Origin of the sequence: Moraxella sp. VT-16-12 (assembly GCF_002224245.2) — a bacterium.
Classification (GTDB): domain Bacteria; phylum Pseudomonadota; class Gammaproteobacteria; order Pseudomonadales; family Moraxellaceae; genus Moraxella.
Genome location: NZ_NKHK02000005.1, coordinates 13,085 through 29,151 on the forward strand (window position 1 = coordinate 13,085; position 16,067 = coordinate 29,151).

At 44.5% G+C, this 16,067-nt stretch carries 16 protein-coding genes; 3 read left to right on the forward strand and 13 right to left on the reverse strand.

Annotation, left to right across the window (positions count from 1 at the left end):
• Positions 1–8: 8 nt before the first annotated feature.
• Positions 9–2,552 (forward strand): DUF4132 domain-containing protein, encoded by a 2,544-nt coding sequence (locus CEW93_RS05515; protein ID WP_089539453.1) that lies wholly within the window; start codon positions 9–11, stop codon positions 2,550–2,552.
• A gap of 33 nt (positions 2,553–2,585) precedes the next feature.
• Here the strand turns inward: CEW93_RS05515 and nfsA are convergent, their stop codons facing one another.
• On the reverse strand, positions 2,586–3,368 hold the full coding sequence (nfsA, locus tag CEW93_RS05520) for an oxygen-insensitive NADPH nitroreductase (protein WP_089539454.1): 783 nt from the start codon (positions 3,366–3,368) through the stop codon (positions 2,586–2,588).
• Between the two features lie 132 nt (positions 3,369–3,500).
• Between nfsA and smpB the strand changes: the two genes are divergently transcribed.
• Both smpB and CEW93_RS05530 read left to right on the forward strand, forming a co-directional pair.
• A complete protein-coding gene (smpB, locus tag CEW93_RS05525) occupies positions 3,501–3,977 on the forward strand; it encodes an SsrA-binding protein SmpB (RefSeq protein ID WP_089539455.1) in 477 nt (158 codons plus the stop codon).
• Positions 3,977–4,561 carry an L-threonylcarbamoyladenylate synthase gene (locus CEW93_RS05530; RefSeq protein ID WP_089539456.1) on the forward strand — a complete coding sequence of 195 codons (585 nt, stop codon included), beginning with the start codon at positions 3,977–3,979 and terminating at the stop codon, positions 4,559–4,561. Before smpB ends, CEW93_RS05530 begins: the two co-directional genes overlap by 1 nt.
• 45 nt (positions 4,562–4,606) lie before the next feature.
• On the opposite strand, the gene CEW93_RS05535 is transcribed toward CEW93_RS05530, so the two are convergent.
• The 12 genes from CEW93_RS05535 to CEW93_RS05590 form a co-directional block, all read right to left on the reverse strand.
• On the reverse strand, positions 4,607–5,149 hold the full coding sequence (locus CEW93_RS05535; RefSeq protein ID WP_089539457.1) for a hypothetical protein: 543 nt from the start codon (positions 5,147–5,149) through the stop codon (positions 4,607–4,609).
• Between the two features lie 61 nt (positions 5,150–5,210).
• On the reverse strand, positions 5,211–5,738 hold the full coding sequence (gene infC / locus CEW93_RS05540; RefSeq protein ID WP_222432726.1) for a translation initiation factor IF-3: 528 nt from the start codon (positions 5,736–5,738) through the stop codon (positions 5,211–5,213).
• A gap of 107 nt (positions 5,739–5,845) precedes the next feature.
• The gene (locus CEW93_RS05545; protein WP_089539459.1) at positions 5,846–6,205 is read right to left on the reverse strand and encodes a hypothetical protein; all 360 of its coding nucleotides are present in this window, start codon (positions 6,203–6,205) and stop codon (positions 5,846–5,848) included.
• A gap of 324 nt (positions 6,206–6,529) precedes the next feature.
• Positions 6,530–7,048, reverse strand: a complete 519-nt coding sequence (locus CEW93_RS05550; RefSeq protein ID WP_143822760.1) for a hypothetical protein — start codon at positions 7,046–7,048, stop codon at positions 6,530–6,532.
• Positions 7,045–8,973, reverse strand: coding sequence for a threonine--tRNA ligase (thrS, locus tag CEW93_RS05555; protein ID WP_089539461.1), 1,929 nt, complete (start codon positions 8,971–8,973; stop codon positions 7,045–7,047). The genes CEW93_RS05550 and thrS overlap by 4 nt, the downstream gene beginning before the upstream one ends.
• A 132-nt stretch (positions 8,974–9,105) precedes the next feature.
• On the reverse strand, positions 9,106–10,461 hold the full coding sequence (locus tag CEW93_RS05560) for an anthranilate synthase component I family protein (protein WP_089539596.1): 1,356 nt from the start codon (positions 10,459–10,461) through the stop codon (positions 9,106–9,108).
• An 85-nt stretch (positions 10,462–10,546) separates the two neighbouring features.
• Positions 10,547–12,148, reverse strand: coding sequence for a hypothetical protein (locus CEW93_RS05565; protein ID WP_143822761.1), 1,602 nt, complete (start codon positions 12,146–12,148; stop codon positions 10,547–10,549).
• A 182-nt stretch (positions 12,149–12,330) separates the two neighbouring features.
• The gene (locus tag CEW93_RS05570; RefSeq protein WP_089539463.1) at positions 12,331–13,563 is read right to left on the reverse strand and encodes a beta-ketoacyl-ACP synthase II; all 1,233 of its coding nucleotides are present in this window, start codon (positions 13,561–13,563) and stop codon (positions 12,331–12,333) included.
• Positions 13,564–13,671: 108 nt separating this feature from the next.
• The gene (locus CEW93_RS05575; RefSeq protein WP_089539464.1) at positions 13,672–14,334 is read right to left on the reverse strand and encodes a single-stranded DNA-binding protein; all 663 of its coding nucleotides are present in this window, start codon (positions 14,332–14,334) and stop codon (positions 13,672–13,674) included.
• Between the two features lie 160 nt (positions 14,335–14,494).
• Positions 14,495–14,809 carry an H-NS family nucleoid-associated regulatory protein gene (locus CEW93_RS05580; RefSeq protein ID WP_089539465.1) on the reverse strand — a complete coding sequence of 105 codons (315 nt, stop codon included), beginning with the start codon at positions 14,807–14,809 and terminating at the stop codon, positions 14,495–14,497.
• A 266-nt stretch (positions 14,810–15,075) separates the two neighbouring features.
• Entirely contained in the window at positions 15,076–15,498 is a 423-nt protein-coding gene (locus CEW93_RS05585) for an MAPEG family protein (RefSeq protein ID WP_089539466.1), read from the reverse strand.
• Position 15,499: 1 nt separating this feature from the next.
• A complete protein-coding gene (locus CEW93_RS05590) occupies positions 15,500–15,910 on the reverse strand; it encodes an OsmC family protein (protein ID WP_089539597.1) in 411 nt (136 codons plus the stop codon).
• Positions 15,911–16,067 lie beyond the last annotated feature (157 nt).

Genomic DNA, 16,067 nt, shown 5'->3' on the forward strand with positions numbered 1-16,067 from the left:
GATTATCCATGAATAATACCGTACCTAGCCTATTATCCAAAGAAAGCAATGAATTTTATCGCACGCTACTAGATGAGATTATCAAAAATGACAAATCTACACATTATGAAAAAAGTGTAACCAATAACACGCCCTACCAAAACTGGGTAAAGTCTGCCAGCAACCATCAAAGGGTGGAATTTTTGGTGTTTTGTATTGAAAAAATACGGGGCATTGACCGTCAAAACACCCTATTTACTAAAAAAAGTCATATTCATCTAAATAACTATAACTCTATGCAAGTATGCGTTGCCACTGCCATCATGCGTAAAGCCATCACCCTGAGCGAAGATGATGTGGTGCTCATTTTGCACGCCATGTTTGCTGATAATGGACTTACCAAGGACGAATATGATTTTTATCCTTTAAATTATTTTTTAAAGCACTTAGAAAAACAATATATGGACAAATTATCACCACGTTTAGCTGGTGAGATAAGCACCGCTCTGCAAAACTTTGATGACTTTGCCAAAGTAAAAGGGTCATGGTGGTATCACGATAAAGACCGCCTAAAACAGGTGGCTCGCTTTAAGGCATTGCTTGGCGGCAGTGATACGGCAGAGTTTGCCAATGACGATAAGTTTGCCAGATTTGCCAATCCCATGCTGTCCGCCTTACCAAACACCACCCAAGCGATTTGGTATAAAATTTTAAATCTTGCCAGCACCGCAACTGCGTCCAAGCCCAGCCAAAAATACCTAAATGACATCAAAAAACTGATAGATGAGCTTGGGGCAGATGACTTTGAGCAGATGGTGCAGGCGTGGTTTGATTGGCTTGTCCACCATAAAGACAGCACAGAAATGGTGCAACAACATAGTTATGATTACTTTGACAAAGTCAATGTCATCACAGGCATCAATACCACCATCATCAAAGGTTTGGCGTGGGCGTGCGTGTGGACAAATAATAAAGCAACCATACTGGCACTAAGCTCGCTTGCGGTGCGTGGTTATGAAAAAATCAAAGGCTTTGGGGCAAGCTATCCTAGCATCAGCAATGCCTGCATTTACACCCTATATCGCAACGACCACCCCCAAGGCATCGCCCAACTGTCTCGGCTATTGACCAAAATCAAACAGACCAACGCCCAAAAACTCATCACAAGCTACCTAGATGACATTGCCACCAGTCAAGGAGTGAGTCGTGATGACCTAGAAGATATGGCGGTAGATGATTTTGGGTTGGTAGATGGCAAATTGACTGTCAAGTTTAATGATTACACTTGCACATTACGCATCATTGGCGTGGGTAAGACCGAGCTGTCTTGGCAAAAACCAGATGGCACACCCCAAAAAAGCATTCCAAGCATTGTCAAAGAACATCATGCCGACGCTTTAAAAGAGCTAAAAGCCACCCAAAAACTCATCAATACCACGCTCACCGCCCAAAAAGACCGCCTAGACCGCCTATTAAGAAGTGAGCGACAGGTGAGCTTGGAGCATGCCAAACGGTATTATTTTCATCATGGCTTGATGAGTTATTTGACTTGCCCACTCATTTGGACGTTTTATGACAAAGGCAACCGCACTCAATCCGCCCTTTATCATGATGGCGTGTGGATAGATGAGATGGGGCAAATGGTGGACATATCCGCCTATGAGCGTGTGGGGCTGTTTCACCCTGCACTTAGCACGACAGATAGTGTCAGACATTGGCGCAGTTTATTGATGGATAAGCTGATTTTTCAGCCAATCAAGCAAGCCTACCGTGAAATTTATCTTTTGACAGATGCTGAAATAAATACACGCACTTATTCCAACCGCTTTGCTTCTCATATTCTAAAACAGCACCAGTACCTAAACCTTGCCAAAGGGCGTGGCTGGTATGGACAACTGGCTGGGGCATGGGACGGTGGTTATGATGACGTTACGGTGAGTATCAAACTGCCAGAATACGAGCTGACGGCTGAGTTTTGGACATATCCTGTGGATAGCAATGACGCCTTTAATAACACGGGCATTTGGGATTATGTCAGCACCGACCAAGTGCGATTTTTGGACAAAAATGGCGAACCCATCAACTTAGTTGATGTGCCTGCACGCATATTTTCAGAAATTTTGCGAGATGTGGATTTGTTTGTGGGCGTGTCAAGCGTGGGTAATGACCCCACATGGGCAGATAATGGCGGACTGCCCAATCACAGAAGCTACTGGCAGAGCTATTCTTTTGGGGATTTAAGCGAAATTGCCAAAAACCGCAAACAAACCTTAGAGCTGTTATTGCCACGCTTGGCTGTTGGTAAGGTTGCTCACATTGATGATAAATTTGTGGTGGTACAAGGCAAACTTCGCACCTATAAAATCCACATTGGCAGCACCAACATTTTGATGACCCCCAACGACCAGTACCTGTGTATCGTGCCTGACCGCAGCAAAAAAGACGTTGCCAAAAATGTCTTTATTCCTTTTGAAGGCGATGCAGGACTGAGCACCATCATCTCAAAAGCCTTGCTACTGATGAATGATGACAAAATCACCGACCCCACAATCATCTCACAAATCAAGCGATAAAAAAGAGCGGTCAATCCGCTCTTTTTATAACATTTAGCGTTTGGCAAAGCCTTGTGATTGCAGATAATCCAGCATAAAAGGACGCACATCACCACCAAAGGTTTGGGCGATTTGAGTTTTCCAATCCAAATCCAACCCACGCCCATGATAGTAGGCTTTCACTTCATCATTATAAGCAGATAACGCTTCATCGCTTGGCGTTTGATAAGTATCTACCGACACCAACACATCCAAGGGCAGGCGTGGGCGTTGGGATTGGTTGATTTTTGACTCCCAGTCAGGGTGTCCCAAACACAGCCCAAATAATGGCACAACGTGTTTTGGCAAATCCAGCACTTGGCTGGCTCGGGCAATGTCATTACGCAAAGAACCAATAAACACGCCCCCCAAACCCAAACTTTCTGCGGCTGCCAGCATATTTTGAGCCATGAGTGCCACATCAATCGCCCCAATCAATAGCACTTCCGTCCAGTCCGTATTGACATCAGCAAGGGCGTGATGACGATAAGCGTCCGCACAAAACACCAAATATTCAGCACAGCTTTCTACATAGCCATGCCCCAATCGCTTGCCATCAGCCAACGCCTGCTCGTACTCATCAGCACTCATATCGCAAGACACCTGACGCAAAGCGGTGCGTTTAGTAGCGTCCACCACACGTATGACACTCGCCGCTTGCAGATAGCTTGATGTGGATACCGCTCGCCCTGCTTCTAAAATGGCGGTCAACATGTCATCAGAAATCGGCTCGCCTGTGTATTTACGCACCGAACGGTGATTAAGTAGCGTTTCTAGGGTTGGCTGACTGTTTAGCATAAAAATTCTCCAAAAAATTTAGATTATCTTAACAAGCTTTTATCACAAAGGCAAATTTGTTTTGTGGTTTGTGTTTGACCCCCAAATCTCTTATAATGGTCATCAACTCAAAACAAACTTGATGAGAAAATCATGTCAAAAAAACCAAAAAAATCATCAAACCAAATCTGTGCCAACAAAAAAGCCCGCCATGAGTATTTTATTGAAGAAAACTTTGAAGCAGGACTTGTGCTAGAAGGCTGGGAAGTCAAATCCATCAGAGCGGGCAAAATGGCGATTACTGACGCTTATGTGATTTTTAAAAATGGTGAAGCATTTTTGTTTGGGGCTCACATTCAGCCACTGCTGACCAGCTCCACCCACATCAGCCCTGATAATATTCGCACTCGCAAACTGCTACTCAACCGCCGTGAGATTGATAAGCTATTTGGGATGGTCAATCAAAAAGGCTATGCGGTTGTGCCTTTGTCATGCTACTGGAAAGGCAGCCGAGTCAAATGTGAGATTGCCCTTGCTAAGGGTAAAAAACTCCATGACAAACGAGCCACCTTAAAAGAGCGTGATTGGCAAATGGATAAAAAGCGTGGCTTTAAGGCAGATTTACGCTGATGGACACTGTCCACACCGCCCTAAAACAAGGCAAACTCATTGCCTATCCCACCGAAAGCGTTTGGGGCATTGGCTGTGATGCCTTTAACGAGCAGGCGGTACAACATCTTTTAACACTCAAAAACCGCCCCATAGAAAAAGGGCTGATTGTGCTAACAGCAAACACCCATTTGATACAGCCATTCTTGGCAGACTTGCCCAATGCTCGCCGTGATGAGATTTTAGCCAGTTGGGAGAGCACACAAACACAGGCAACCACTTGGCTATTTCCCCTGCCAGACCACCTGCCAGCACCCATACCCACATGGATAACAGGCAATCATGACAGCCTTGCCATTCGGGTCATCAGACACCCCATCATCGCCCAAATTTGCCAAGAGCTTGCTGATGATGATAACCCTTATGGTTTTTTGGTGTCCACCAGTTGCAACCCCAGCACATCACCGCCTGCCACCAACCTTGCTACTGCCATGGATTATTTTGGCGATAATGATGATGTTATTTTTATCAAAGGAGATACGCTTGGCTATCTTAGCCCAAGTCAGATACGCTGTGCAACAAGTGGACGTATGATTAGAATTTAATCATCATTTATCGCAATGCCATTAGTCATTGAGCCAACAAGGTCATCAACAACCCATGTAAATGTGCATTTTTACCACGCCTTGTTCACGATAAAACCCTGCAACAGGTTCTTGCTCCTCTTCTCCGCAAGCAGATTCGGTTTTAAATCTAATCCGCTTAACCAACGCTTGATACTGCTGACTGCTCATTGGGGCAAAAGTGGTATAAAAACCCAAAGCATCACACTCATAACAGCCATAAAAATAGGTCAGACTTGTGATTTTATGACCAAAAAGCGTGGCGTTTTTTAGGGGAATGGTCGCCTGCAAAGCAATGTCATCTTTATTTTTCACAAATTTTGCAGGGAGCATATCAGCACGATATGGCATGGGCATGGCAGAATATTTGCCAGTACGAGCATGGTCAGTTAAAGGGTTTTTTGTACGTTCGCTAATGCCTGCCTTAAAGATGCTGGGCAAAAGTTTGTCATGAAAAATCCCGCCATCATCTGATGCACCTGCCTGCAAATGCCCAAATACAGGTGTCCAGTCCGCTCCATAAGCCACAGAACTGACCAACAGTGCCAATACACATAAGGGTTTTTTCATTACCATGCTTCCTTATTTTAAAGTCAATAAAAATGGCTCGCACCAGCAAGCCATTTCATACTCATTTTTTCTTGGCAGGTCCAAGAAGCATGCCCATCTGCCGACCTTCCACCTTGGGGGCTTGTTCCACACTTGCCACCTCAGCGGTATCTGCAATGATACGTTCTAGTTGGGCTTTGCCAATCTCTTGATGGCTCATCTCACGCCCACGAAAACGGATAGACACTTTGACCTTGTCCTTGTCTGCTAAAAACTCCATGATTTTACGCAGTTTTACCTGATAGTCTGCTTCTTCGGTGCCAGGGCGTAACTTAATCTCTTTAACTTGGGTTTGTTTTTGGTTCTTTTTGGCCTCTTTGGCTTTTTGCTTTTGTTCATACAAATAGCGTTTGTAGTCCATGATTTTGCACACAGGTGGCTTGGCATCTGGCACGATTTCAACCAAATCAAGGTTACTATCACGAGCGGCATCAAGTGCCTGTTTTAGGCTCACCACACCAAGCTGCTCACCGTTTGCCTGCACAAGGCGAACTTCTTTGGCACGAATGTCTTCATTGACATTTTGACGATTTGACGGTTTAATAGGTATTACTCCAAATAAAAATATACACTTCTATTCTACCTGTTTTTACGACAAGCCACAAGGACTGTTACAAAAAATCCACTTTTTATGAGTGGATTTTTATGGTGGTAATTTTAGTTGTCAGAATAAGCACAAAAATTCAAATTCACAAATTCGTCTTTATTGCTGATGACTTTGACGCTGTATTTACCTTTACTGGTTGTTTCGTAAGCATAAACTTCTGCACCGTAATTAGTTAAGGTGCGACCTTTGGGGTCTTTGACAATGATGTCGCTTACAACACCGTCATAGCTGATTTCCAAGGTTTGTTTGGGCAACAAAAACAGCGTAAAAACACGTCCACTTGGCTCACCACTAAACGCACCACAACTGCTACCTTTGGCAAAGACAATCGGCGTGGTTTTAGTCTTGGCAAAGCTAGTACTAGCAAGACATACGGCACAAACTAACAATAAAGTTTTGGTCAGTTTCATAGCACAACTCTCATGCTTAAATTCTTTATTCCATTTTAGCATAAATAGGCATCAAAAATCAACGTTAGACTAGGTTTAAAAACTTTAAAAATCAAGGTATTGATTTTATAATAAAAAAAATCTTAAAAAATAGTTATTTCAAGTCTTTAAACACAAAATCCAACCTAGCAAAAAGATAAGCATGTTTTAACAAAACCAACATAAGACATGATGTATTTTATGGCACAACTTTATAGTAATTGATGTTTGTTTTAGCATAAAAAAACCACTGATAATAACAGTGGTTTTATTAATACTCTTAAAAATAACAATACCAAATCAGCATTATGGCAAAGCAATATTTGTTTCATACAAACGTAGTGCCACCACATCGCCTGACAATGGCTGCGTTGAAAAACGATAGGTTTTTTTGGTGGCTGAGTTTTTTAGTATCGTAACATCGCCTGTATCACCACCAACCACCAAAGCGGTACTAAAACCTTTATTGTCCAGCAAATAAAAATTGCGAGCTTGATATAGATTGGTCAAGCGTACAATCTGGTCAGTTTTATTTTTAAACACCAAAGTCAGCTCATAAACGCCCGTCTTGGTGGTGGCAGATTCCACACTGATGTCCACATAAGGGTGATAGTTTTGGTTGGTGATGACCACCGCCCCATCAACGCTCGCCCCTGTCTGTCTGCCTGTGTCCACCCCTTGCTGCACGCCTGTCAAAACATCTTTGGTGCCACTGACGATTTTGGCGGTGGTTTTTGATGCCCACTGGGTGAGCTTAGATTCGCTCGCCCCAGCTTGACCAACAGACGCTAGCAATGCCAATAAAATCGCACCGTATTTCATCACTCACTCTCCTGCGATACACGGCCCTTTTGGGCGATTGTCAAGGTCAATACATTCACAAACGCATCAAGGCTCATGCTACCCAAGTTTTCGCCTTCACGGGTACGCACATTGACCGTGCCACTTTCCATTTCTTTGTCGCCTACCACCAGCATAAAGGGAATGCGTTCAAGGGTGCGTTCACGGATTTTAAAGCCAATTTTTTCGTTGCGCAAATCGCTGATTGCTCTAAACCCTTGGGTGCTAAGCTGACTGACAACATTTTCACAGTAATTGGCTTGTTTGTCCGTGATGTTCATCACCACCGCCTGCACTGGGGCAAGCCACGCTGGGAAAAAGCCAGCATAATGCTCAATCAAAATGCCAATAAACCGCTCAAAACTGCCCAAAATCGCACGATGGAGCATCACAGGGCGTTCACGCTCACCGCTTTCGCCCACATATTCAGCGTCTAGGCGTTCTGGCAGATTAAAATCTAGCTGTAGCGTGCCACATTGCCACACACGACCTAAGCTGTCTTTTAAGCTAAATTCAATCTTAGGACCATAAAACGCCCCTTCGCCTGCTTGTAGCTCCCAGTCTAGCCCTGCATCATCCAAAGCATCAGCTAGGTCTTTTTCTGCCAAATCCCAAAGCTCATCCGAGCCAACACGCTTTTGGGGGCGAGTAGAGAGCTTCATAGCGATATTGTCAAAACCAAAGTCTTTATAGACATCTAAGGTCAGTTTGATAAAATCAAGGGCTTCTTGACGGATTTGGCTGTTGGTACAAAAAATATGAGCATCATCTTGGGTAAAACCACGCACACGCATGATGCCATGCAGTGCCCCAGACGGCTCATTGCGATGACACGAACCAAACTCCGCCAAACGCAGCGGCAAATCACGGTAGGATTTTAGGCCTTGATTAAACACCTGCACATGACAAGGGCAGTTCATGGGCTTGATGGCATAATCACGGTTTTCGCTGGACGTGGTAAACATATTTTCGGCGTAGTTTTCCCAATGCCCCGAACGCTCCCACAAACTTCTGTCTACTACTTGGGGGGTTTTGATTTCAAGATAGCCGTTGTCTTTTTGGATTTTACGCATGTATTGCTCTAACACCTGCCAAATCGTCCAACCATTTGGGTGCCAAAACACCATACCAGGGGCTTGCTCTTGTAGGTGAAATAAACCCAACTGCTTGCCGATTTTGCGGTGGTCGCGTTTTTCGGCTTCTTCTATGCGTTTGATGTAGGCTTGCAACTCTTTTTTGTCCGCCCACGCCGTGCCATAAATACGCTGTAATTGCTCATTTTTGGCGTCCCCTCGCCAATACGCTCCGCTCATCTTGGTCAAAGCAAATGCCTTTAAAAAACGTGTGTTTGGCACGTGTGGACCACGGCACATGTCCACATATTCTTGGTGATAATACAGCCCCATGTGCGTCTCATCAGGCATATCCTCCACCAAACGCAATTTATAAGTTTCGCCACGCTCGCTAAATACTTTGATGACCTCATCACGGGGGGTCATTTTTTTAATCACATCATAATCTTGGTCAATCAAGACTTTCATGCGTGCTTCAATGGCTGTCATGTCCTCAGGGGTAAAGGGGCGTTCACTATAAATGTCATAATAAAAGCCGTCTTCAATCACAGGACCGATGACCATTTTAACCTCAGGGTAGAGCTGTTTGACCGCATGACCGAGCAGATGAGCACAGCTGTGGCGGATAATCTCCACACCCTCAGGGTTTTTGGGCGTGATAATCTCTACGGTCGCATCGGTGGTGATGGGGTCGTGTGCGTCCACAAGCTGACCATTGACACGCCCTGCCACGGTGGCTTTGGCAAGTCCTGCACCGATATTTTGAGCGATTTGCATGACGGTGGTTTGTCCGTCAAATTCTCTAATACTACCATCAGGTAAAGTAATTGCGACCATAAAAGTCTCCTATATGTGGCGTTGGCAGTGATGTTTGTTACTCTCAAACATATAACCGCTACCGTTGGAAAATTGAAAGAAAAAAGATTTATTATAACAAAAATTTTGGGTATGTTCTATTTTTCGTGTGGGTCATGCCATCACCTTCATCATCACCCCCACTTTGTCCAAGCACTCTTGGTACTCGCCATCCATCTTTGACTTGATGGTAACACCCCCGCCTGCCCATAGTTGTGCTTGGCTGTTTTGGGCTTGTAGGGTGCGAATCAGCACATTCCACCGCCCTGTGCCATCGGCATTAAGATAGCCCATCGTGCCACAATACGCCCCACGTGGCTGACTTTCTAGCTCGCTGATAATCTCACACGCCCGCTTTTTGGGCGCTCCTGTGATTGAGCCTGCTGGCAGACTGCCAAACAGCACCGTCAAAGGGTGTGTGTCTGATTTTAATGTGGCAGTGATGGTGCTGACCATGTGATGAACGTTTTGAAAACTCTCAATGGCAAAGCGTTTGGGCGTTTTTACCGTGCCAACATGAGCGTATTTACCCAAATCATTTCTAAGTAAATCCACAATCATCACATTTTCGCTGATGTCTTTTTCGCTACTGGCAAGCTCGTTTTTCAACTGTTCATCTTGCACAGGGTTGTGATGGCGGGGGCGTGTGCCTTTGATGGGTTTGGTGATGATGTGGATATGCTTATCTGCCTTGTCAAATTCAAAAAACAGCTCAGGCGATACTGACAATAGCTCAAAATCATCTGCCCTTAAAAAGGTAGCAAAAGGTGCGTTCATGGTGCTTTGTAGTTTTGGTAGATAACTTGCCAGTTTGTCTGTTAAGTCCGCTTGCCATGCTTGGGTCAGATTGATTTGATAAGTATCGCCTGCCTTGATATAGTCTTGGGTTTTGTTAAAAGCATTGGCATAATCGCCCTTTTGCCAAAGTGGGCTAAACTGACAGCCGACTGGCACAGGCAAAGACTGACCCATCAGCCAAGCAAGTTTATGTTTGATTTGTTCAAAAAAAACAGCATCTACCCCCACACCACACAACACAAAACCCTGATGAGACGGTTTTAGATAAATGTCATAATGCCCCATAAACGCACACATTTGACCATCTTTGATGGCGATACTGGGATTGAGTGCATGGGCGGATATGTCATACCCAACAAACCCCATCAGCCCATGACCATAGCCTTGTTGGTGCTTTGGCATGCTTAGGGTGCTGATATAGACTATCAACTCATCTTGCCATGTTTGATAATCGCTGGCATATTGGCGGTGCTTTTGCTCATCTCGGCAAAAGCGATGAATGACCAAACCATCATCACCATACCAAGCTTGCCAAGACACTTTGGGCAAAATGCCAATGACGGGGTGATGGTCGTCATTTAAAAAGCACACCTGCCAATCGCTATGATACGCCACAAGTGCCGTCAGCTCGCTTGCTGATAAGGGGCTGATAAATTCATAAACAGTAAACATTGGCTCATCCACCCAAACTACAAACTCTCACTCATCAACGAAAAACCCCAAAACACTGGCTTTGGGGTCTTCGGCAAAACCCATACTACCAAAAATCCACGCTACGCACATAAATGGGATGTTTGGGGTCTAGGGTGATTTGGGTGATGGTCTCTTTGGTGATGTCAGGTGGCAAAGGCACACGCACCGTCCCTAGCCGATATGTGCCATTATCCTGCTCAGACTGACGGCTGATGAGTGCAGGGTGGTCAGCAGATAGCTCTATGGTGGTACTACCACCAGTGGTATGTAAAGTTAGGCTAACTGCTGTGCCTTGTACGCCTTGATGACTGCCTGTGGGGGCAAGCTGCAAAGAGACGCCCTTAGCCCCTTGTATCTGCGTTTTGGCACTACTAACACCAGACAGACGTGCCACAGGGGTCAAGATTTGTACAAAACCACGGTCAGGCTCTGGACAAGCGTTTTTAGGTCGCATGGGATTCATGGGGTCAGCATGGATACACACCATTACCTCTTTACCGCTTTGAACGTCCACCCAGTCTTTGGGCTCAACAAAACCAATCGCCTTTGGCGTCAAAGACAGCCAATGAGCCGATAGCCCTGCCACTTGTGAGGGCAAAACTTGGCTGTTGGTCATTGGTAGCACTGAGTTTATGCCACGCAATGTGTCATCAAACCATGTGCTTGCTGTTTGGAGCATGACACGTTCATGTTCTTTATCATTAAGACAATCAAGCACATCACAGCCAATACGGTCATCAAAGCCAATTTGACTGGTCGCCCGATTGACATACATATGCCCAAGCCCCGGTAGCTCCACCACCGAAGCAGGGCTTTGGCGGGGCGTGCTGGCATAATGCCCAAGCCACAGATTGGCAGATGAGCCCACGTCCGCATCAAGACTGCCCACCACCGCCAAATAAGGCACATCAGCAGGCACAGGCGAGATAAATTCAAGCTCTATGGTGTCATAAGCAGGTGCATAAGCAAACACGCTTTTTAGGTTGTCTTTGCCAAATAACTGCTGGGCAGCGTCCACCATCTGCCCTGAACGCGAATGGGCAAAAAGCCCCACTTTGGTCAAATCCACAGGGGCAATATCCACGCCAAAGGTATCAGTTGTGCCTTGAAGGTCAGTTTTGATGGCATCGACAAAGCGACCAACCACCTCTTGCCACATCTTGCCTTGGTCATAAGGAGCGGTTACATCTGCCCCAATAAACACCCCACCCAAGTCAGGAATGATGACTGTATAACCCTGCTTTGCCAAATGCTCACCCAGATAGCTCATGCCTTGGTCGTAGCGGATTTCTGCTCCATCAGCACAAGGATAGGCAGAGCTTTTGTCTGCACAATTTGGCGAACGCAAATGACTGATGACAATCACAGGTGTGGGCGACTGTGCGTGCGTAGGTGCAATCAAGATGCCACGTGCAGGCGTGCTGTATTTACCTTGTACGACATTACCAAAATCTATCTCAACATGATGTATGCCATCATGACTTTTGATGACACGTTTTGCCAAAGGGCGGTCAGCGGCAGCGTGTGGACCTTCTTCGCCAAGTGTTTGCTCCACTTCTTGTTCTTGTGCCTGCTGTGTGTCGTCTTTTTTTGTGGCATGACAACCAGTCAAAGCCATTGCCAAGATGGCACTTAAAGCTGCCATCAGCACACTTCTTTTTTGCATAAATAAGCCCATAAATTTAGTTCAAACCACCCAATTAGCAGTTTAATCAACAATCAAAGCTATGACAACACAAAATTTGCTTACTTAAATCACATCCAGCAACTCACTGCACTGTCAAATTTGTAGCTATTGATGAGTGTGTTACAAGTTCCAAAATTGATTTGGCACTTTGACTGGCTTTATCACCCATCAAAACGCTTGATAATCAATGCCGCGTTGGTGCCCCCAAAGCCAAAACTATTACTCATCACCGTATTTAATGGGGTTTGGCGAGTTTGGGTAACAATATCAAACGCTTTTGCCCCTTCGTCCATCTCGGTGATGTTGATGTTTGGGGCGATAAAGCCATGATTTAACATCAGTAAACAATAAATCAGCTCCTGAGCCCCTACTGCCCCTAGGCTATGCCCTGTCATGGATTTGGTGGAGCTAATCGGTGGTACGTTGCTTGCCCCACCAAACACTTCGCTGATGGCGTTAAGCTCGGTAATATCGCCAAGTGGCGTGCTGGTGCCGTGGGTGTTGATGTAGTCCACCGTACTAAGTCCTGCTTGATTAAGAGCGATTTGCATACAACGCACCGCCCCTTCACCGCTTGGAGCTACCATTTCCACTCCGTCTGATGTCGCCCCATAGCCCACCACTTCTGCCAAAATGGTCGCTCCACGAGCTTGGGCGTGTTCTAAGCTTTCAAGCACCAACATCGCTCCGCCCCCTGCAATCACAAAGCCATCACGTGTGGCATCATAAGGGCGACTGGCAGTTTGTGGGGTGTCGTTATATTGGGTGCTCATCGCTCCCATCGCATCAAACATACACGACTGCGTCCAATGCTCGCTCTCACCACCGCCAGCCAAGACCACATCCGCCTTACCAAGCTGTATCAGCTCCATGGCATGACCCACACAGTGGCTAGATGTGGCACACGCAGACGAGATGGAGTAACTAATCCCTTGAATCTTAAAACCCGTGGCAAGTGTCGCAGAAACGGTGCTACTCATGATTTTAGGTACAGCCATCGCTCCCACACCACGCAAGCCCTTGGTTTTCATGTTGTCCACAGAAGCCACCACGTCAGCCGTGGATGCACCACCTGAGCCTGCCACCACCGCCACACGGGGATTGTGGGCGATTTGTTCATCACTTAGCCCTGATTGCTTGATGGCTTGCAAGGCACTGACATAAGCATACAGGCTGGCTTCTGACATAAAGCGTTTAAGTTTACGGTCAATCTGTGTGGTATCTAGGGTATTTTGGTCAATACTGCCTGACACACACGATTTAAAGCCATTATCGGCATAACTTTGATTAAAAGACAGTCCTGATTGCCCATGAAACAACGCATTTTTGACCACTTCTAAGTCATTACCCAAACAAGAGACAATGCCCGCCCCTGTAATTACCACACGTTTCATAAAATGTCCTTGATATTTAAAAAGTTTACAGTTGTCAGTATATTTTAGCACAATGCCCAAAAAACAAAAGCGACAAGATTGCTCCTGTCGTTTTGGTGTGTGCTGTGTTTAAAACGGCATGTCATCATCTGGAATATTGCTCGTAGCACCCTTGGGCATACCTTGTGGGGCAGATTGCTTGACAAACTGATTGTCATTCATCGCATTGGGCAGACCACCTTGGGGGGCTTGTGGGGGCGTGTTTGGCACGTCCATACCACCCATGTTTTGATGTCCCATCTGATGAGCTTGGGGGGCGTTGTTTATTCCTTGAACAGGATTGTTGTTGGGGTATTGGTTGTAATAACCTTGTGGCTGAGCTTGATAACCTTGGACATGATGGTTTTGAGGGTTGTTCCATTGACCTTGATTTTGATGGTTATTTTGATTACTGCTCAGTATGTTCATGGTGTCAGCACGAATTTCGGTGGCATAACGCTCAATGCCTTGTTGGTCTGTCCATTTACGAGTGCTCAGACTGCCTTCAATATAAACCAATGAGCCTTTATGTAAATATTGAGCCGCAATATCCCCCAAACGGTAATTACCACGATTTTGTAAAACAATTCTGTGCCATTCTGTTTTTTCTTTTAATTCACCTGTGTTTTTGTCTGTCCAGCGTTCACTGGTTGCCACACTAATATTTGTGATGCTACTGCCATTAGAAAACTGGCGAACTTCTGGGTCTTGACCCAATCTACCAACAATGATTACTTTGTTTACTGTTGACATAATTATGCTCAATTCTTTTATCGTAACTTTTTAAATTGATTACTCTGTTTTTTATGATTATTTTATTTAAATAAAATCTCTTAAAGCCATCAATTCATCATGACAATAAAGGATAAGCCAGAATCATAAATCCAACTTATCCAAATCGCCATTGGTTTATTTATACTGCAAAATCTTCTAGTTTTTTGCCTTTGGCAAGTGCTTCTTCCAACCACATGGGTTTACGACCACGACCTGCCCATGAGTTTTTGGGGTTGGCAGGGTCTCTATAAGCAATGCGACTTTCTTTGTGGGCTTTTTTGCCAACTTTTAAAATCTCTTCAATGGTAGAGTTATTTTCTTTGGCGATTTTTTTAAATTGCAAATAAGCGTCTTTTAGACCTTCTGCTTGTTTTTGTTTGATTTTAGCTTGTGCGTCTTTGGCAAGATTTTCTAGCTGCTCTACGCTTAGGTCATCTAAATTGCTATTACTCATAAAAATTCCTGCATTTAGGTTTATTAAATGATGAAAGTATTCAAAATACTCACCACACCACATAAAAACTCATGGTTTTTATTTTTGCCTATATTAGCATAATTTTAAAAAAAACTTCAATATTTTTTAAACATTTTTTAAAGAAAAATCCAAAATAACAACCAAGATATTAAAAGTTACTTTGGTATTTATAAAAATATTCAATATAAATAAAATATTTCACAATCTAACAATAAAAAGAGCGAACAATCCACGATTTTATTTTATTAAACCATCACCCACGACAAATAAAATAACAACAAACAACAGCCTAAAGACAACCCCCAAACCACCGAACGCAAACTTGCTAAATCATAAGCATAAGCCACGCCATACACCACACGCAACAGCACATAAAACCACGCCAAAGCATTGATGATGTTTTGGGGGACAAAACAATACATCGCCACCAATACCGCCCCAATAAAAATGGGTAGTCCTTCAAAACTATTGGCTTGGGCGGCATTTAGGCGAGCGGACAGCCCTGTGGTGCGACTTAAAAAATCTCGTGGCTGATGATTGTCCTGTTTAAAATCAAACCCACCTGTGATTTTAGCCAACAAAGTAAATACATAGGGCAACAAACACGCCACCACCATCGCTACGATGACATAAGACAGCTCAGATGGAAAATAATTAATCACGCCCATATTACTCACCCACAATCTCATAATCATGCGTGATGACAACGCCACCATCAGCAAGCATTTTAGATGCTGAGCAGTATTTGGTTGCAGACAGCTCAATGGCTTTGGCAACTTGGCTTTCTTTAATGTCTTTACCTGTGATGATAAAATGCAAATGAATGTCGGTAAATACCGCAGGAATGCTGTCAGCACGTTTGGCAGACACTTCACAACGAACATCACTGATGTTTTGACGAGATTTTTGTAAAATGCTCACCACATCATAACTGGCACAGCCACCTAAGCCCATCAACATCAGCTCCATGGGTCTAGCCCCAAGCTCTTGTTTGGAATCCACCACCACCGTATGCCCTGAGCCACTTTTGGTCTTAAAATTGATGGCTTCGTTTTTTAGCCAATCCACGCTTGCTGTCATGGTCATGTCATTTACCTTAAAAAATAAAATACAGCTACAATAGAGATAATCATCATAAAATTCAAGCCACCTTGTCAAGATAAACCAAGATAAAATTTACTTACCATTTATTTATATGATTTTGCCCAAGATTACAGCTTTGCCCTATACTTTTTTG